General features: G+C 72.0%; 15 protein-coding genes. 7 read left to right on the forward strand and 8 right to left on the reverse strand.

What is annotated here, in order from left to right:
* Nucleotides 1-78: 78 nt before the first annotated feature.
* The 5 genes from JT723_RS15620 to hisC all read right to left on the reverse strand — a co-directional run bounded on the left by JT723_RS15620 (nucleotide 79) and on the right by hisC (nucleotide 7938).
* Complete coding sequence (locus tag JT723_RS15620; protein ID WP_205045229.1) at nucleotides 79-369, reverse strand: hypothetical protein; 291 nt, start codon at nucleotides 367-369, stop codon at nucleotides 79-81.
* Between the two features lie 148 nt (nucleotides 370-517).
* Nucleotides 518-4021: a thiol reductant ABC exporter subunit CydD gene (gene cydD, locus JT723_RS15625; RefSeq protein ID WP_205045230.1), complete on the reverse strand. Its 3504-nt coding sequence runs from the start codon at nucleotides 4019-4021 to the stop codon at nucleotides 518-520.
* Between the two features lie 70 nt (nucleotides 4022-4091).
* On the reverse strand, nucleotides 4092-5162 hold the full coding sequence (cydB, locus tag JT723_RS15630) for a cytochrome d ubiquinol oxidase subunit II (protein WP_205045231.1): 1071 nt from the start codon (nucleotides 5160-5162) through the stop codon (nucleotides 4092-4094).
* An 18-nt stretch (nucleotides 5163-5180) separates the two neighbouring features.
* A complete protein-coding gene (locus tag JT723_RS15635; protein WP_205045232.1) occupies nucleotides 5181-6701 on the reverse strand; it encodes a cytochrome ubiquinol oxidase subunit I in 1521 nt (506 codons plus the stop codon).
* A gap of 154 nt (nucleotides 6702-6855) precedes the next feature.
* Nucleotides 6856-7938: a histidinol-phosphate transaminase gene (gene hisC / locus JT723_RS15640; RefSeq protein ID WP_205045233.1), complete on the reverse strand. Its 1083-nt coding sequence runs from the start codon at nucleotides 7936-7938 to the stop codon at nucleotides 6856-6858.
* A 419-nt stretch (nucleotides 7939-8357) separates the two neighbouring features.
* Between hisC and JT723_RS15645 the strand changes: the two genes are divergently transcribed.
* The 4 genes from JT723_RS15645 (at nucleotide 8358) to JT723_RS15660 (ending at nucleotide 12596) form a co-directional block, all read left to right on the forward strand.
* Nucleotides 8358-9464: a LacI family DNA-binding transcriptional regulator gene (locus JT723_RS15645; protein WP_205045234.1), complete on the forward strand. Its 1107-nt coding sequence runs from the start codon at nucleotides 8358-8360 to the stop codon at nucleotides 9462-9464.
* Between the two features lie 314 nt (nucleotides 9465-9778).
* Nucleotides 9779-11047 (forward strand): metallophosphoesterase, encoded by a 1269-nt coding sequence (locus JT723_RS15650; protein WP_205045235.1) that lies wholly within the window; start codon nucleotides 9779-9781, stop codon nucleotides 11045-11047.
* 154 nt (nucleotides 11048-11201) lie between these two features.
* Nucleotides 11202-12062, forward strand: coding sequence for a hypothetical protein (locus JT723_RS15655; RefSeq protein WP_205045236.1), 861 nt, complete (start codon nucleotides 11202-11204; stop codon nucleotides 12060-12062).
* Between the two features lie 174 nt (nucleotides 12063-12236).
* Nucleotides 12237-12596 (forward strand): hypothetical protein, encoded by a 360-nt coding sequence (locus JT723_RS15660; RefSeq protein ID WP_205045237.1) that lies wholly within the window; start codon nucleotides 12237-12239, stop codon nucleotides 12594-12596.
* A 75-nt stretch (nucleotides 12597-12671) separates the two neighbouring features.
* On the opposite strand, the gene thiC is transcribed toward JT723_RS15660, so the two are convergent.
* Nucleotides 12672-14423, reverse strand: a complete 1752-nt coding sequence (thiC, locus tag JT723_RS15665; protein WP_205045238.1) for a phosphomethylpyrimidine synthase ThiC — start codon at nucleotides 14421-14423, stop codon at nucleotides 12672-12674.
* Nucleotides 14424-14494: 71 nt separating this feature from the next.
* On the opposite strand from thiC, the gene JT723_RS15670 reads away from it, so the two are divergent.
* A complete protein-coding gene (locus tag JT723_RS15670) occupies nucleotides 14495-16018 on the forward strand; it encodes a YibE/F family protein (RefSeq protein ID WP_443608059.1) in 1524 nt (507 codons plus the stop codon).
* A gap of 24 nt (nucleotides 16019-16042) precedes the next feature.
* On the opposite strand, the gene JT723_RS15675 is transcribed toward JT723_RS15670, so the two are convergent.
* Nucleotides 16043-16267: a DUF5326 family protein gene (locus tag JT723_RS15675; protein ID WP_205045239.1), complete on the reverse strand. Its 225-nt coding sequence runs from the start codon at nucleotides 16265-16267 to the stop codon at nucleotides 16043-16045.
* 129 nt (nucleotides 16268-16396) lie between these two features.
* Nucleotides 16397-16714 carry a cupin domain-containing protein gene (locus JT723_RS15680; protein ID WP_205045240.1) on the reverse strand — a complete coding sequence of 106 codons (318 nt, stop codon included), beginning with the start codon at nucleotides 16712-16714 and terminating at the stop codon, nucleotides 16397-16399.
* Between the two features lie 78 nt (nucleotides 16715-16792).
* Between JT723_RS15680 and JT723_RS15685 the strand changes: the two genes are divergently transcribed.
* Both JT723_RS15685 and JT723_RS15690 read left to right on the forward strand, forming a co-directional pair.
* Nucleotides 16793-17170, forward strand: coding sequence for a phage holin family protein (locus JT723_RS15685; RefSeq protein ID WP_205045241.1), 378 nt, complete (start codon nucleotides 16793-16795; stop codon nucleotides 17168-17170).
* Nucleotides 17167-18354, forward strand: coding sequence for a cystathionine gamma-lyase (locus JT723_RS15690; RefSeq protein WP_205045242.1), 1188 nt, complete (start codon nucleotides 17167-17169; stop codon nucleotides 18352-18354). The genes JT723_RS15685 and JT723_RS15690 overlap by 4 nt, the downstream gene beginning before the upstream one ends.
* The last annotated feature ends 2 nt before the right edge of the window (nucleotides 18355-18356 follow it).

Here is an 18356-nt window from a genome sequence, read left to right on the forward strand (position 1 = left end):
CCAACCTGTCGGGCGCTCCCGGCTGGCGGACTCCGCAGGCCAATGGTAGGACCGGTCAGGGGTCGACGAAAGACCAGGTCAGCCGCCCAGGCTGGCCAGTCCGGTCTGGAGGTCGTCCACGGTCATGACCGGCCGCAGCGACAGTTTCGCGCCCGCGTGGAAGAAGGGCTCGCAGGCCGGCGGAATCTGCGAACTTTCCTTCATGTCGAAAACCATGTAGCAGCAGCGGTCGCCTTCTTCCGCGGTGAAGTAGGCGGATTCCGGGCGCAGTTGCTCCACCATTTCCTGCACCATCTTGGACATGGTGCCGTCCGTCACGGCCTGGTTGGACATCGTCGTGTCCAGTCGTGCGGTGAGCAGCATCCGCATGGGTCTCATCCTCTCGGCGGCGCGTGGCCGGCGCTCTGCGCCCTGCACACGCAACAAAAACCCGGTCGCGCTCCGATTCCAGCGTCCCGCCGCCCCGCACGGGCCGCAACCGGGTGCGGCAGTCCGCGCCGGGACCGCCGCACCGGGCTCAGGCCGCGACGCGCACCGCCGCGCCGGCGGGCGGCGTCATGAGGGCGTCGGCGAGCTGCTCGCGCTCCAGCGTGCGGCGGAAGGGACCCTCTGCCGCAGCCAGTTCGCGGTAGTTGCCGCGCTGGACGACCCGGCCGGCGTCGAGTACGACGATCTCGTCCACCGCGTCGCCCGCGAGCCCGGCCAGCCGGTGCGTGATCAGCAGCGTCGTACGGTCGCGGCCGCGGGTGGCGGCCAGCAGGTCGGCGGTCAGGGCGTCGGCGGTGGCGAGGTCCAGGTGCTCTGCGGGCTCGTCGAGGACGAGGACGGGGAAGCCGGCCAGCAGCGCGCGGGCCAGTGCGAGCCGCTGCCGCATGCCGCCGGAGAGCCGGGCGCCGTGCTCGCCGACCGCCGTGTCGAGGTCCAGGTCGAGCCGGGCGGCGGCAAGGGCGTCCCGCAGCTCCTCGTCGGTGGCGCCGGGGCGGGCGAGCCGCAGGTTCTCCCGGACGCTGCTGTCGAAGACATGCGCGTCCTGTGCGCACAGGCCGACCAGCCGGCGTACGTCGTCGCCGTCGCACTCGTCCGCGGGCCGGCCGCCCAGCGTGTACGTACCGGACTCGGCGTCAAGGAAGCGCAGCAGGACGTGCGCCAGCGTCGTCTTGCCCGCACCCGACGGGCCGACCACCGCGACCCGGCGACCCTGGGTGAGGGTGAGGCCAACGCCGTCGAGCGCGGGGGAGGTGCGGCCCGGGTGGCGTGCGGTCAGGTCCCGCACCACCAGGGGGAAGGGCGAGGCGGGCGGCGCCGCGGGGTGGGCGGGCTCGCGCACCGGCAGCGGCGAGTCGAGCACGTCGTTCACCCGTTCGGCGGCCCGGCGGCTGCGCTGCCGCTGCTGGGCGGCGAGCGGCAGGCCGTTGACCGCCTCGAAGGCGGCCAGCGGCGCGAGCAGCAGCACCGCGAGCGCAACGCCCGGCAGGTCGTGCGAGGCCACCGCCCGCACTCCCGCGTAGCCGCACGCCGTCACCGTCAGCCCGCTGACCAGCGTCGTCAGCCCGGTGCCCAGCGCGGTGACCGCGGCGGACCTGGCGGCGACCGCCGTCAGGGCACGGTCGGCGTCCGCGGCCTCGGCCCGCCTGCGCTCCAGCGCACCGGCCACCGTCAGCTCCGCGGTTCCGGTGAAGAGGGCCAGCACCCTGGCCGACAGCTCACCGCGGGCCGGGGCGAGCCGCGCTTCGGTACGGCGTGCGACGCGCGCGGCCAGCAGCGGTACGGCGACCCCGGCGACCAGCAGCCCGGCCCCGAGGGCGATGCCCGCGGAAGGCAGCAGCCAGCCCGCGAAGGCCGCGGAGGTGAGCACGACGAGCCCCGCGGTCAGCGCGGGCTGCAGCCAGCGCAGGTAGTGGTCCTGGACCGCGTCCACGTCGGCGACCAGCCGGGAGAGCAGGTCGCCGCGCTGCCGTTCGCGCAGGCCCGCGGGGGCCAGGCGTTCGAGGCGGCGGTAGACGGCGACCCGGACACCGGCCAGCGCACGGAAGACGGCGTCGTGCGCGACCAGCCGCTCGCCGTAGCGGAAGACGGCCCGCCCGATGCCGAAGGCGCGGGTCGCGGTGACCGCCACCATCAGGTACAGCACGGGCGGCTGCTGCGAGGCCCGGCTGATCAGCCACCCCGAGGTCCCCATCAGGCCGACCGCGGACAGCAGCGCCAGAGCGCCCAGCCCGCAGGCCGCGGCGAACCGCCCACGGAAGCCCGGCACCCGCCCCATGGCGAGCAGCCCCCGCACCCCGCCGGTGTCACCGGGCCTGGCCGGCTCGGTGGCACCGCCCTCGGGTGCGCCCTGGCCGGGGTCCCGCGCACCGGCGGGTTCACGTACCACGGGCGGCACGGGCGTCAGTTCGGCGTCGTCCTCCACCGGCGCCAGCGCGAGCACCCGGTCCGCCAGGGGGAGCAGCGCGGGGCGGTGGGCGACCAGGACGGTGGTGCGGCCCCGGGTCAGCTCGCGCAGGGTCGCGATGAGGGCGCCCTCGGTGTCGCCGTCGAGGTTGGCGGTCGGCTCGTCGAGCAGCAGCAGCGGGCGGTCGGCGAGGAAGGCGCGGGCCAGGGCGATGCGCTGCCGCTGGCCGGCGGACAGTCCGGCGCCGTCCTCGCCGATGACGTCACCGGGGGCGGCGAAGCCCAGCGCCCCGGCCGCGGCCAGAGCGGCCTGCAGGTCGGCGTCGTCGGCGTTGGGCCTGGCCAGCCGGACGTTGTCGGCGATCGTGCCGGCGAACAGGTGCGGGTGCTGCGGCACCCAGGCGATCTGCCGGTGCCAGGACGCCGGGTCGAGGGAGGTGATGTCGGCGCCGTCGACCAGGATGCGGCCCTGCGCGGCGGGCGCGAAGCCGAGCAGCGCGCTGAGCAGGGTGCTCTTGCCGACCCCGCTCGGGCCGGTCACCGCCAGCGTCTCGCCGGGCGCCAGGGTGAAGGAGGTCGGCGCCAGGGCGCCTTCACGGCGCACCGCGAGGTCCTGGACCTGGACGGTGGCGGTCCGCAGGTCGGGCGCGGTGGTGCTGCCGGGCACTGCGGCGGGCTCGGTCTCCAGCACCTCGAAGACCTGCTCGGCCGCGGCCAGCCCTTCCGCCGCCGCGTGGTACTGCGCCCCGACCTGCCGCAGCGGCAGATACGCCTCGGGCGCCAGGACCAGCACCAGCAGCCCGGTACGCAGCGACAGTTCGCCGTGCACCAGCCGCATGCCGATGTCGACGGCGACCAGCGCGACCGAGATGGTGGCCAGCAGCTCCAGCACGAAGGACGACAGGAACGCGATCCGCAGTGTCTTGAGGGTGGCCTTGCGGTAGTCCCCGGTGATGGCCCGTATGTTGTCGGCCTGCGCCTTGGCCCGGCCGAAGACCTTGAGCGTGGGAAGACCGGCGACCACGTCGAGGAAGTGCCCGGACAGCCGGCCGAGCAGCCGCCACTGGCGGTCCATCCGGTCCCGGGTCGCCCAGCCGACCAGCACCATGAACAGCGGTATCAGCGGCAGGGTGAGCACGATGGTGAGGGCCGATATCCAGTCGGCGACGAGGATGCGGACCAGCACGACCGCGGGCACGACCGCGGCGAGCCCCAACTGCGGCAGGTAGCGGGCGAAGTAGTCGTCCAGCGCGTCGATGCCGCGGGTGGCCAGGGTGGTGAGTTCACCGCTGCGGCGGCCGGTCAGCCAGCCGGGGCCGAGTGCGGTCGCCCGTATCAGCAGCCGGTTGCGCAGCTGCGAGGTGACCGCGGCCCCCGCCCGGTGCGCGCACAGCTCGGTGAGCCACGCCACCAGGGCGCGGCCCACGGAGACGGCTGCCAGCCACATCAGGTCGCCGCCCAGGGTGCCGGTGCCCTCGCCGTGCTGGAAGCCGCCGACGACCAGGTCGGCGATCAGCGTGGCCTGGGCCACGATCAGTCCGGCGCCCACCAGACCGAGCGCCACCGTGCCGGCCAGGAACACCCGGGTGGTGCGTGCGTACCGCAGCAGCCGCGGATCGACGGGTTTCACGTGAAACATCCCCCTTCGCGACGAAGGCACCGAGGACAACCGAGCGGACCGACATGTTCCACGTGGAACATCAGTGCGCGCCTTCCACAGGGCGCCCAGCCGACGGACCCGCTGAAGGCCCCGCCGACGGACCCGCGGCAGGATCCGCCGCAGCGATGTGCTGCGTCCCGATCCGCTTGCGGAACACCCAGTAGGTCCACCCCTGGTACAGCAGCACCAGCGGTGTCGCGATCGCCGCGCACCAGGTCATGATCCGCAGCGTGTACGGCGTCGCCGAGGCGTTGCCGACCGTCAGGCTCCACGCGCTGTCCAGCGACGACGGCATGACGTCGGGGAAAAGGCTCAGGAAGAACATCGCCACGGTCGCCGCGATGGTCACCCCGGAGAAGGCGAAGGACCAGCCCTCCCGCCCCGCGATGTTCGCCCCGATCGCCAGCGCGAGCGCGACGGCGGCCACGAGCAGCGCCACCAGGCTGCGGGCGTTGCCGCTGTCTCCCTGCGTCCAGGCCAGGAAGGCCACCGCCAGCACCGCGGCGACCACGCCCAGCCGGGTGGCGAAGGCCCGCGCCCGCTCCCGGATCGGGCCGACCGTCTTGAGCGAGGCGAAGACGGCGCCGTGGAAGGTGAAGAGCGCCAGCGTCACCGCACCGCCGAGCAGGGCGTAGCCGTTGAGCAGGTCCCAGAAGCCACCGACGTACTCCTTGTGCGCGTCGATCTTCACGCCGTGCACGATGTTGGCGAAGGCGACGCCCCACAGGAAGGCCGGCAGCAGCGAGGTCCAGAAGATCGCGTGCTCCCAGTTGCGCTGCCAGCGCTCGTCGTCCCGCTTGGCGCGGTATTCGAAGGCGACCCCGCGCACGATCAGGCAGACCAGGATGACCAGCAGCGGCAGGTAGAAGCCGGAGAAGAGGGTGGCGTACCAGTCGGGGAAGGCGGCGAAGGTCGCACCGCCCGCGGTGAGCAGCCAGACCTCGTTGCCGTCCCAGACCGGGCCGATGGTGTTGATCAGGACCCGGCGCTCGGCGCGGTCGCGGGCCAGCGGCCTGGTCAGGATGCCGATCCCGAAGTCGAAGCCCTCCAGGAAGAAGTACCCGGTCCACAGAACGGCGATCAGGACGAACCAGACGTCGTGCAGATGCATGATCTCTCCTCCTGCCGCTCAGTACGAGAAGGCCATCGGGCGGTCGTCGGCGGTGTCCGCACCGCCGCTGCCGCCGCCGATTCGGGTGGGGGGCTGCCGGTCGGCGTCGGTCAGTTCCGGCGGTCCGGCCTTGGCGTACTTCAGCATCAGCCGGATCTCGACGACGGCGAGGACGGCGTAGAGGCTGGTGAAGACGATCAGCGAGGTCAGCACCTCGCCGGTGGACACCCCGGGGGAGACCGCGTCCTTGGTGCGCAGCACCCCGTAGACGACCCACGGCTGGCGGCCGGTCTCGGTGAAGATCCAGCCCCAGGAGTTGGCGAGCAGCGGGAAGACCATGGTCAGCAGCGCCAGCCGCCAGTACCAGCGGGACAGCCCCTCACCCAGGCCGATGCCTCTGGTCAGCATCAGCCGCGGGACCTCGTCCTCGCCGGTGCGGTGCTCGGGTGCCACCCACAGCCGGCGCCGGGTGAGCCACAGCCCTGCCGCGCCGACCCCGATGGAGACCACGCCGAAGCCGATCATCCAGCGGAAGCCCCAGTAGGCGACCGGGATGTTCGGCCGGTAGTCGCCGGGGCCGAACTTCTGCTGCTCGGCCTTGTTCACGTCGTTGATGCCGCCGACGTAGGCGGTGAAGTTGTCGGTGGCCAGGAAGGACAGCAGGTTGGGGACGTCGATCGCGACCTCGTTGTGGCCCTTGTTGACGTCGCCGACGGCGAATATCGAGAAGGGAGCGCTGTGCTGGCCGTCCCACAGCGCCTCGGCAGCGGCCATCTTCATCGGCTGCTGCTTGAACATCACCTTGCCGAGGGTGTCGCCGCTGATCGCGGTGAGTGCGCCGGCCACCACCGCGACGACCAGGGCCAGCCGCAGCGAGGAGCGCATCACCGCGATGTGCTGCTTGCGCGCCAGGTGGTAGGCGGCGATGCCGATCATGAAGGCGGCGCCGGTGAGGAAGGCCGCGGACATGGTGTGGAAGAACTGCGCGAGCGCGGTGTTCTGGGTCAGCACCGCGAGGAAGTCGGTCAGCTCGGCCCGCTTGGTCTTCGGGTTGTAGTGGTAGCCGACCGGGTGCTGCATCCAGGAGTTGGCGGCCAGGATGAAGTACGCCGACAGGATCGTCCCGATCGAGACCATCCATATGCAGGCCAGGTGGATCTTCTTGGGCAGCTTGTCCCAGCCGAATATCCACAGGCCGACGAAGGTCGACTCGAAGAAGAAGGCGATGAGCGCCTCGAAGGCGAGCGGGGCGCCGAAGACGTCGCCCACGAAGCGCGAGTAGTCCGACCAGTTCATCCCGAACTGGAACTCCTGGACGATGCCCGTGACCACGCCCATGGCGATGTTGATCAGGAAGAGCTTGCCCCAGAACTTGGTAGCTCTGAGGTACTTGTCCTTGGAGGTACGCACCCAGGCGGTCTGCATGCCCGCGGTGAGCGCGGACAGCGAGATCGTCAGGGGGACGAAGAGGAAGTGGTAGACGGTCGTCACGCCGAACTGCCACCTGGCGACGTTCAGTGGCTCCAGTGCGAGCTGCACGATACGTCTCCTTTTGCGTCGCGCTTGTGAACGTGAACTCATTCACAAGCAGTATCGCGCACATGCGTTCGCCCCCTGCCACCGGGGGGTGGTCAGGGGGCGAACCAGCAGGTCAGAGCCGCATTCCAAGCGCCTGTGAGGGCGGGGGAGGCGGTCAGAGCTCCTTGCGGAAGGCCTCGGCGGTCCGCAGCAGCAGGTCGTTCGCCGCCGTCTCCGCCACCGTGATCCGCACACCCTCGCCCGCGAAGGGCCGGACCGTGGTGCCGGCCCGCTCGCACGCCTCGGCGAATGCCTCCGTGCGCTCCCCCAGCCGCAGCCAGACGAAGTTGGCCTGGGTCTCCGGCACCGTCCAGCCCTGCCCGGTCAGCGCGTCGACCACCCGTGCCCGCTCGGCGACCAGGCCCGCGACCCGCTCCAGCAGCGCCGGCTCGGCCCGCAGGCTCGCCACCGCGGCGTCCTGCGCGAGCTGGCTCACCCCGAAGGGCACCGCGGTCTTGCGCAGCGCCTCCGCCACCGGCTCGTGCGCGATGGCGAAGCCGACTCGCAGGCCCGCAAGGCCGTACGCCTTGGAGAAGGTGCGCAGCACCGCCACGTTGGGCCGGTCCCGGTAGACCTCGGTGCCGTCGGGCACGTCGGGGTCGGTGATGAACTCCCGGTAGGCCTCGTCCAGCACCACCAGGACGTCGCCGGGGACCCGGTCGAGGAAGCGCTCCAGCTCGGCCCTGCGCACCACGGTGCCGGTGGGGTTGTTGGGGTTGCAGACGAAGATCAGCCGGGTCCGTTCGGTGACCGCGTCGGCCATCGCGTCCAGGTCGTGCCGCTCGGCGGCGTCCAGCGGCACCTGCACCGGCTGCGCCCCGCTGATCCTGGTGATGATCGGATAGGCCTCGAAGGACCGCCAGGCGTAGATCACTTCGTCGCCGGGACCCGAGGTCGCCTGCAGCAGCTGCTGCGCCACACCCACCGAGCCCGTGCCGGTCGCCACATGCCCGGCCGGCACCCCGAAACGCGCCGCCAGCTCGCCGGTGAGGCGCGAGCAGGACAAGTCCGGATAACGATTGAAGGACGCCGCGGCGGCGGTGGCCGCCTCCAGAACACCGGGCAGCGGCGGGTACGGGTTCTCGTTCGAGGACAGCTTGAAGGCCGGCGCACCCTCCGCGGCGGCCGGCGGCCGGCCCGGTTTGTAGGTGGGGATACCGTCCAGTTCCGCGCGCAGTTTCGGGGTCTCGGGGCTCATGGCCACACCCTACGAGGACCGCGCCGACCTGGGGAGTGCTCTGCGCCACAGTGCCCGGCGACCCCCGCGACCCGCTCCCGCGCACCCCTTCCTGCGGCCCTCGCGGGGGTGGCGCGAGGGGCGCCGCGCGCCACCCCCGAGGGGCGTGGGCACCCTTGCGCCGGAGGCGTGCGCCGCACCATGCTCCGGTGGCGCGCGGGGTGGCGCGCGTCCCCCGTAGGAGTGAGTTGCCGCCGCGGACCCCGTTGGGCCAATGGCCGACGGATCGCCGCGCTCGCGCCCGTATCGGCACGGACCCGCGGGCTGCCGCCTGCATATTCCACTTTGCATAACGGCTTGGATCATGCAGAAACCTTCCTTCCGGCCGCTCGACGACATGGCGGCCGACCGGACCAAGCCCGCCCTACTATCGGCACGCCATGACAGCAGCAGGGAATCACCAGGCGAGCCGGCCCGTCGGACGCCGGCTGGAACGGGCGGGGATCAGGGATGTCGCCGCTGCCGCCGGCGTCTCGATCACGACTGTCTCCGACGCGCTCAACGGCAAGGGCCGACTGCCCGACGCCACCCGACGCCATGTCCGTGAGGTCGCCGACCGGCTGGGCTACCGCCCCTCCGCCGCCGCCCGCACGCTGCGCACCGGCAGGTCAGGGCTGATCGGCCTGACGGTGACGACATACGGCGAAGAACCGTTCACCTTCACCGAGTTCGCGTACTTCGCGGAGATGGCGCGGGCCGCCACCTCCGCCGCGCTCGCCCGCGGCTACGCGCTGGTCATCCTGCCCGCGTCCTCGCGGCACGACGTGTGGGGCAACGTCGCACTGGACGGCACGGTCGTCGTCGACCCCTCCGACCACGACCCGGTGGTCACCGAACTCGTCCGGCAGGGCGTGCCGGTGGTCAGCGACGGCCGCCCGGCCGGCAGCCTGCCCGTGCACGCATGGGTCGACAACGACCACGAGGAAGCCGTCCTCGGCATCCTCGACCACCTCGCGGCGGCCGGCGCCCGCCGGATCGGCCTGCTCACCGGCACCAGCACCGACACGTACACCCGACTGTCAACCACCGCCTACCTGGAGTGGTGCGAACGCATCGGCCAGGAACCGGTCTACGAGGCCTACCCGGCGCACGACCCGTGTGCCGGCGCCGTCGCCGCCGACCGCTTACTCGCCCGACCCGACCGGCCCGACGCCGTCTACGGGCTCTTCGACCCCAACGGCACCGACCTGCTCGCCGCCGCCCGCCGCTACGGCCTGCGGGTCCCGGACGACCTGCTGCTGGTCTGCTGCAGCGAGAGCACCGGCTACGCCGCAACCGAACCGCCCATCACCACCCTGTCCCTCAAACCGCGCCGGATCGGCACCGCCGTGGTGCAGTTGCTCATCGACGCGATCGAGGGCGTCGGACCGGCACACCCGGTGCAGCAGGTGATGCCGACCGAGCTGATCATCAGGACGTCCTCGCAACGCCGCCCGCACCGCACGACCGTCAGCGCGCCGCGCACCCCGGCCAGGGGCGGGGGCTAGGCCGTGTTGTGGAAGTCCCGCCTGCCCCGCGACGCCTGGCACGCACGCTCGCTGCGTTGTCGGAGTCGTCCGAGCAGGCCCACTACGAGGACGACCCTCCGCCTTGCAATCGCACGCACCAGACGCCGCGCGGCCCGCCCTGTGGGCGGACGGCGCTACTTCCAAAACACGGCCTAGAGCCAAGCCTTCGTATTGCCGAGGTGGCTACGGGGTGTTTTGTCTGTACCCTGCGAAATCCAGCTGCCCGGGTATGTCACAACGCGACAGCGTCATTCCTATGATGGGCGGATGGCGGCGCGATCGTGGAGGGGTCGATGACTCAGGGGGCAGGTCAGGGGGCCGAGCCCGGGACCGCGGAGAGCTGGCGTCCCGAGGCGGCTTTTGAGCGCGCGGCAGGCTACGAGCACGCGCTGGGGCAGGGGTACGAGCACGAGCCCGCAGGCCCCGGCTTCGAGCACGGCACCACCGCGCCCGAGTTCCGACACGCCGCGCCCGAGTACGAACGCGCCGCGCCCGGCTACGAACACGCCCAGGAGGCGGCCGCCGGCTACGGCTACCCCGCCCCGCAGCCCGGCTCCGCCGCCTACGACAGCGCCCCGCCCGCGCCCGCACACGCCCCCACCGTGCCCGCGCCGCCCCGCCCGTACGAACCCACCGAGCGCGACACGCCGCTGGTCCCCGCCGGCTACACCCCCACCGCCCGCGACCTGCCGGTCCTCGGCGACCCCGCGGAGACCCCCGGCGAGCGGCCCGAGCGCCCGGGACCGCTCTACGTCGTCGGCGATGTGCACGGCTACCTCGACGAGTTGCTCGCCGCACTCGGCGAGCGCGGGCTCGTGGACAGCGAGGGCCACTGGTCGGCCGGCAGCGCCCGGCTGTGGTTCCTCGGCGACTTCACCGACCGCGGCCCCGACGGCATCGGCGTGATCGAGCTGGTCATGCAGCTGTCCGCGGAGGCCGCGGCCGCCGGCGGCTACTGCCGCGCCCTGATGGGCAATCACGAGCTGCTGCTGCTCGGCGCCCACCGCTTCGGCGACACGCCCGTCAACTCCGCGGGCGGCACCGCCTCCTTCCTCGCCGCCTGGCGGCTCAACGGCGGCCAGCCCTCCGACATGGAGCGCCTGGAGGACCGGCATCTGACCTGGATCTCCCGGCTGGACGCGGCCCACCTCACCGACGGCCACCTGCTGATGCACTCCGACACGACCGCGTACCTGGACTACGGCAGCAGCATCGAGGAGATGAACGACGCGATCACCGGCGTCCTGCAGCGCAACGACGCCGACGAGTGCTGGGACCTCTTCCGCAAGCTCACCAAGCGCTTCGCCTTCCGCGGCGACGACGGCCCGCAGGCCGCCCGGGAGATCCTCGGGGTCTACGGCGGCCAGCGGGTGGTGCACGGGCACAGCCCGATCCCCTACCTGCTCGGCGAGGCGGGCGGCGAGTCGGCGCAGGACGGCGAGGAGCGCGGCTACGCGGTCAGCGGTCCGATGGTCTACGCGGACAGCCTCGCGGTCGCGATGGACGGCGGCGTCACCATGGAAGGGCGCCTCCTGGTTGCCCAACTCCCGCTGATTGGCTAGCCTCCACATTTCCTGGTTGCACCCTGTCACGGTCTGACCTCCCCGCTCTACCATCGCTGTATCCGTAGGCACACCGCTCTCCGCGCATCCGGCCGGCCGAGCCCGTTCCGTCGTCGGAACACCGGCCTCGCTCGGGGAGTCGGAGCATCGGGGGATGCACATGACCACCGCTCCACACCTGCTCAACGAAGACCGCCCCGATTTCGAGCACGTACTCGACGAGGCCCTGCGTATCGTTCTGGACGAGGACGGCGCGCGCGGCCCGGGAGGGCAGGACGGCACCGCCCTGCCGCTGAACGCCGAGCAGTTGCGCACCCTTGCGCTGGCCGCCGCCGAGCAGATCAGCGCGCAGGCCGCGGAGGAGTACGACGCCTACCGCGCCATCCGCGCCGAGACGCGGGAGGCCGCGCGTGAGGCGGCGCGCTCCCGGGACAGCCGGGCCTTCGGCTACGCCGCCATGGGCGTCGCGGAGGGCGCGGGGTCAGGGGCGGGGCTCGCCGCCGTCGCCGCCGTGCTGACGCCGCTGCTCGCCGGAGCCGCGGCGGTGATCTTTCTGCTGATCGGCTACTCGATGTCCGCGGTGCACCCGCAGCCGGCCATCGCCTCGCCGCTGCGCACCGCCGGCTGGTTCTTCGCCGCGGTCGCCGCCGCCGCGATCCTGCTCGGCGGGATCGGGCTGCTGCTGACCGCGCTGCGGGACGGGTCGAGCGCCATCCACGACTCGCCCGACCGCATGCCGCCCGAGGTGCTGCAGGCCCGCGACACCTGGCACCAGGCGCTGCTCGACCGCGGCCTGCTGCCCTTCCTCGACGACGCGCTCAGCGACACCGCGGCACCTGCCGCGCCCGCCCAGGCGCCGTCGGCCCCGCGGATGCCGCGGCTCGGCTACACGCGCCCCGACTTCTCCTCGCCGCAGGACCCGCGGCCGACCACGCCGCGCTTCAGCAGCCCGGACTTCAGCAGCCCCGACTTCGGGAGCCCGGAGTTCGGCGGCCCGGACCACGCGCCGGACTGACCGGCGCCGCCGGTCCTCCTGCCGGTCGGCGACCCCGTCGTCCGCGCCGATACGGCCCGCCCGCCGCGATGCGTCCTGCCGGGTGACCTCGGCGCCCCGGTTGGCCGACCCCGGTCGCGCCGGGTGCGGGACGTTGTTTGACTCATCCCGTACCTGGTCAGACGGGAGAAGTCCATGCGCGTCCGCCGTACGCTCGCCGTCCTGTGCACGATCGTCCCGCTGGTGTGGGCGGCCACCGGATGCTCGGACTCCTCGGGAGGCCGGATCACCGCCACACGCGGCCTGACCTTCGAGCAGAGCATCAGCAACCCGGTGCACGGCAAGTGCCAGGCCTTCGCCCCGCTCGGGGTGGACCGGGTCAGCAACCACACCGGGATCGACATCGTCCTGCACAAGGGCTTCCGCTGCACCGACCCGGCCGGCCGCCCCAGCTCCTACCTGGCCTCGACCTACTCGGCGAGCGCCGTGATCTCCCTGGGCCTGTGGCACAGCTTCTCCACGGTCGGCTGGCCCCCGCCGGTCAACCCCAACTGACCCCGGCCGCCCCCCGAACACATGACGCCCCGGAAGCCGGTACGGCTCCCGGGGCGGTCGCGCGTACCGCCGGTGTCAGTCGGCGGCCAGCGGGAGGTAGACGCGGTTGCCGGCTGCGGCGAACTCGCGGGACTTCTCCGCCATGCCGGCCTCGATCTCGGCCTCCGTGCCGCCGTGGGTGCGGCGGATGTCCTGGGAGATCTTCATCGAGCAGAACTTGGGACCGCACATCGAGCAGAAGTGGGCGGTCTTGGCGGGTTCCGCCGGGAGGGTCTCGTCGTGGAAGGCCCGGGCGGTGTCGGGGTCGAGGGCCAGGTTGAACTGGTCCTCCCAGCGGAATTCGAAGCGGGCGTCGGACAGCGCGTCGTCCCAGGCCTGGGCGTCGGGGTGGCCCTTGGCCAGGTCGGCGGCGTGGGCGGCGATCTTGTACGTGATCACGCCGGTCTTGACGTCGTCGCGGTCGGGCAGGCCGAGGTGCTCCTTGGGGGTGACGTAGCAGAGCATCGCGGTGCCCCACCAGGCGATCATCGCGGCGCCGATGCCCGAGGTGATGTGGTCGTAGGCCGGGGCGACGTCGGTGGTCAGCGGGCCGAGGGTGTAGAAGGGGGCCTCCTCGCAGATCTCCTGCTGGAGGTCGATGTTCTCCTTGATCTTGTGCATCGGGACGTGACCGGGTCCCTCGATCATCGTCTGCACCTGGTGGCTCTTGGCGATGGTGTTCAGCTCGCCGAGGGTGCGCAGCTCGGCGAACTGCGCCTCGTCGTTGGCGTCCGCGATGGAGCCGGGGCGCAGGCCGTCGCCGAGGGAGTAGGTGACGTCGTAGGCGGCGAGGATCTCGCACAGCTCGGCGAAGTTCTCGTAGAGGAAGTTCTCCTTGTGGTGCGCCAGGCACCACGCGGCCATGATCGAGCCGCCGCGGGAGACGATGCCGGTCTTGCGGCGGGCGGTGAGCGGCACGTAGCGCAGCAGGACGCCGGCGTGCACGGTCATGTAGTCGACGCCCTGCTCGGCCTGCTCGATGACGGTGTCCTTGTAGACCTCCCAGGTCAGCTCCTCGGCGCGGCCGTCGACCTTCTCCAGGGCCTGGTAGAGGGGGACGGTGCCGATGGGGACGGGGGAGTTGCGCAGCACCCACTCGCGGGTGGTGTGGATGTTGCGTCCGGTGGACAGGTCCATGACCGTGTCGGCGCCCCAGCGGGTGGCCCAGGTCATCTTCTCGACCTCCTCCTCGATGGAGGAGGTGACCGCGGAGTTGCCGATGTTCGCATTGACCTTCACCAGGAACCGCTTGCCGATGACCATCGGCTCGATCTCCGGGTGGTTGACGTTGGCCGGCAGTACGGCACGTCCGGCGGCGATCTCGTCCCGTACGACCTGCGGCGGTACGTTCTCGCGCAGCGCCGCGAACTCCATCTCGGGGGTGATCTCGCCGCGCCTGGCGTAGGCGAGCTGGGTGACCGGCTGCCCGTCGTGCGCGGCGCGCCGGGGGAGCCGCGGGCGGCCGGGGAAGACCGCGTCCAGGTTGCGCAGTCCGCCGCGGGGGGCGGTGTGCTTGATGCCGTCGTCCTCGGGGCGCACCGGGCGGCCCGGATACTCCTGGGTGTCGCCGCGGCCGATGATCCAGTTCTCCCGGAGCGGGGCGAGGCCCCGCCGGACGTCGGTCTCCACCGACGGGTCGGTGTAGGGGCCCGATGTGTCGTACAGCGTCACATCGCGCCCGTTGGTGAGGTGCACCTGGCGCACCGGGACGGCCACATCCGGCCGTGATCCGGTGATGTACGCCTTGTGCCAGCCGATTTCGCGCGTGCGTGCGTCCTGCGTGGTCATGAGACCTACTCCCTACGCCGGCATTACCCGGTAACAGGTTCGGCGGTCGGCGCAGCTGTCGGGTCGGCATGATGCCGCTTCCGCTTTCAGCGCCCTCTCAGCCCGGTGCTCCGAGCTCCCGCGTTTGCAAAGGTGGCACCAACGGTAGCGGTCGGGTGCATACAGGCACCAGGGGGCCTTGCAATGATCGGCCCGTGGACTCCCCCCGTGAGTTTGAAAGTCCGGGCTCCGCAGATGGCAGCGGCTCGGCACATGGTGACGGCTCGGCACACGGCAGCGGCTCGGTGCACAGCCACGGCCACGCGCACGGCCCCGTGCCGCCGGTCTCGCGGCGGCTGCGCCGGGTCATCACCGCGGTCCTGGTGCCCTTCGCCGCGGCCGTGGTCGTCGGCCTGGTCATGCTGTGGCCGGGCGGGGCGCCGCACCACGCACGTACCGGCGTCGGCTTCGACCAGCAGACGCGGCAAGGCAGAGTCGTGGAGTTGGCGGCGGTGTCCTGCAAGGCGGCCCAGGCCGCGCCCGACACCACCGCGGCCGGGACGCCGGACAGCGACGCGTGCCAGAAGGCGACGATCGAGGTGTCCTCGGGTCCTGACAAGGGCACGACCTTCACCGAGATCGTGCAGCCCGACCAGACCCGCCGCTACACCGCGGGCGAGGGTGTCGTCCTGGCCTACGCCCCCACCGCGCCGCCGGGCCTGCGCTATTCGGTCACCGACGTGCAGCGCGGCTTCCCGCTGGCGCTGCTCGCGGGGATCTTCGCGCTGGCGGTGATCGTGGTGGGCCGGCTGCGCGGCCTGATGGCGCTGGTCGCGCTCGCGGTGTCCTTCGGGGTGCTGACGCTGTTCATCCTGCCGGCGATCCTGCACGGCGACGACCCGCTGCTGGTGGCGGTGGTCGGCGGCAGCGCGATCATGCTGATCGCGCTGTACATGTGCCACGGCGTCAACGCCCGCACCTCGGTCGCGGTGATCGGCACCCTGTGCTCGCTGTTCCTGATCGGCGTGCTGGGTTCGGTGTTCATCTCGTGGGCTCATCTGACCGGCAACACCTCGGACGAGACCGGCCTGATCCACAGCCTCTACCCGGGCATCCAGATCAAGGGCGTCCTGCTCGCCGGGGTGATCATCGGCTCGCTCGGTGTGCTGGACGACGTGACGGTCACACAGGTCGCCGCGGTGTGGGAACTCAAGGACGCCGACCCCGGCGCCGGCCCGCGCAAGCTGTACCGGGCGGGCATGCGGATCGGCCGCGACCACATCGCCTCGGTCGTCAACACCCTGGTGATGGCCTACGCGGGCGCCGCGCTGCCGCTGCTGCTGCTCTTCTCGATCGCCCGCAGCGGGGTGCTGCAGGTGGCGGGGAGCGAACTGGTGGCCGAGGAGATCGTCAGGACGCTGGTCGGCAGCATCGGCCTGGTCGCCTCCGTACCGCTGACGACCGCGCTCGCGGCGCTCGTGGTCAGCGCGGACCGGCCGCGTACCGCCGCACGGACCCCTGCGTCCGCACCGGGCGCGGGCCGCACCGCGGCGCGCGGGGCAGCCGGACGTGCAGTCGCCGCCGGTGGCGGAGGCCACCGGCGGCGGGGGAAATGAACGGGCGGGGGGTCGCGGGGTCGGTCACCAATCGCGCTTGGACGACTTCGAGGACGACCCGCCGGACGTGACGCGCTTCACGACCAGGACGAGCGCCCCGACCAGGACCACGAACACGATCACCTTGAACAGCAGCCCGATCACGAAGCTCACCAGGGCCGCAACCAGCGAACCGAAGATCACCAGCGCGATCACCGGGACGGCGACCCACTTGACCCACCAGGGCAGGCCCTTCAGCAGCTTGTCCATGACGCCTTGACTCTCCTTCGTCCCCGCACCGGGGTCGGTCCGGCGGTTCCTCCGCCGATACTTCGACTGTAGGGCCACTCATGCCCCCTGCGGGGGCCTGGGACGCCGGATACGACCCTGAAGACACCCCTAGGGCTCGGGCGGGGAGAAGACCACCATCACCCTGAGATCCTCGGTGATGTGGTGGAAGCGGTGCGGGGTGCCGGCCGGCACATAGACCACGCTGCCGCGCGCGACGGTCGTCGTCTCCTCACCCACGGTGATCGCGCCCCGGCCGCTGACGACCAGGTACACCTCGTCCTGCGGGTGCGGCTGCTGCGGGTCGCTCTCGCCCGCCGACAGCGCGTACAGCCCGGCCGACATGCTGCGCTCCTTGAGAAAGCGCAGGTACGCGCCCTGGTTCGCGGCCCGTTCCGCATCCAGGTCGTCCAGCCGGAACACCTTCATCGCCACTCCTCCGCTGCGGTCGGGCTACGGTTCTGTTCACTCTCTTGCCCTGCCGATCAGGTCTGCGACGATCACACCATGAAGAATTTCATCGTCAAAACGCTGGCGAACGCCGGAGCTCTCGGCGTCGCCACCTGGGTGATCAAGGACATCACCCTGACCGGCGACTCCACGTCGCGCAAGGCGCTGAGCCTGATATTGGTCGCGCTGGTCTTCGGCGTCGTGAACTGGCTGGTCAAGCCGATCGTGAAGGTCCTGTCCTTCCCGCTGTTCATCCTCACCCTGGGCCTGATCACCCTGGTGGTGAACGCCCTGATGCTGCTCCTGACGTCGTGGGTGGCCGGCAAGCTCAGCCTGGACTTCCACGTGGACGGCTTCTGGACCGCGGTGGTCGGCGGCCTGATCGTCAGCATCGTGTCCTGGGCGCTGCACGTCGTCCTGCCGGACGACGAGTGACTGGCGGTCCGGGGGGCACGGATTTCCCCGGGGGACCGGGGGGCGGGGCCGCGGACGCGGGTCCCGGCGACAGTACGCGCAGCGTGCACGCGGGCCGGCCGCCGGCGACGGCGTACGAACCGTCGCTGCCGGGGCCGGTCTTCGTCTCGCACTACCACCTGCCCGGTGAGGCGGCCGGTCCCTACCTCTACGGCCGGGACGACAACCCGACCTGGGAGCGCCTTGAGCAGGCGATCTCCGAACTGGAGGCGCCCGGCGACCCCGAGGTCGGCACCGCGGTCTTCGCCTCGGGCATGGCGGCCGTCGCGGCCGTGCTGCTGTCGCAGGTGAAGGCCGGGCAGACGGTGCTGCTGCCGTCGGACAGCTACCAGACGACGCGGGCGCTGCGCGAGCGCCTGGAGTCCTACGGGGTGTCCGTGCGGCTCGCGCCGACCGCGGGCGACGCGCAACTGGCGGCGGTCGAGGGGGCGTCGCTGGTGTGGCTGGAGACGCCGTCGAACCCGGGCCTCGACGTGTGCGACATCCGGCGGCTCGCGGACGCGGCCCATGCGGCCGGCGCGCTCGTCGCCGTCGACAACACCCTTGCCACGCCGCTGGGTCAGCGGCCCCTGTCGCTGGGCGCGGACTTCTCGGTGGCCAGCGGTACGAAGGCGCTCAGCGGCCACGGCGACCTGCTGCTCGGCTACGTCAGCACCAGGGACCCTGAGCTGGCGGCGAGCGTGCGGTACTGGCGCAAGACCGTCGGCGCGATCCCGGGGCCGATGGAGGCCTGGCTCGCGCACCGGTCGATCGCGACCTTCGCGCTGCGCGTGGAGCGGCAGTCGGCCAACGCCCTGGCTCTTGCCACGGCTTTGCTCAAACGTCCCGAGGTCAGTGATCTGCGTCACCCGGGCCTGCCGACCGACGCCTCGCACGAGGTGGCGTCCCGGCAGATGCGCCGCTTCGGCAGCGTGGTGTCCTTCACCCTGCCCGACCAGGCGCATGCAGAACGCTTCCTGGCCGCCCTGCGGATGACGTCGGAGGCCACCAGCTTCGGCAGCATCCAGAGCACGGCCGAGCGCCGCGCCCGCTGGGGCGGCGACGCGGTGCCGCCGGGCTTCGTCCGCTTCTCCGTGGGCATCGAGGACCCGCAGGACATCGTGGCCGACGTGCTGCGGGCGCTGGACGCGGCGGCCGGGGCATGACG

The organism is Actinacidiphila bryophytorum (genome assembly GCF_016916835.1).
Taxonomy (GTDB): domain Bacteria; phylum Actinomycetota; class Actinomycetes; order Streptomycetales; family Streptomycetaceae; genus Actinacidiphila; species Actinacidiphila bryophytorum.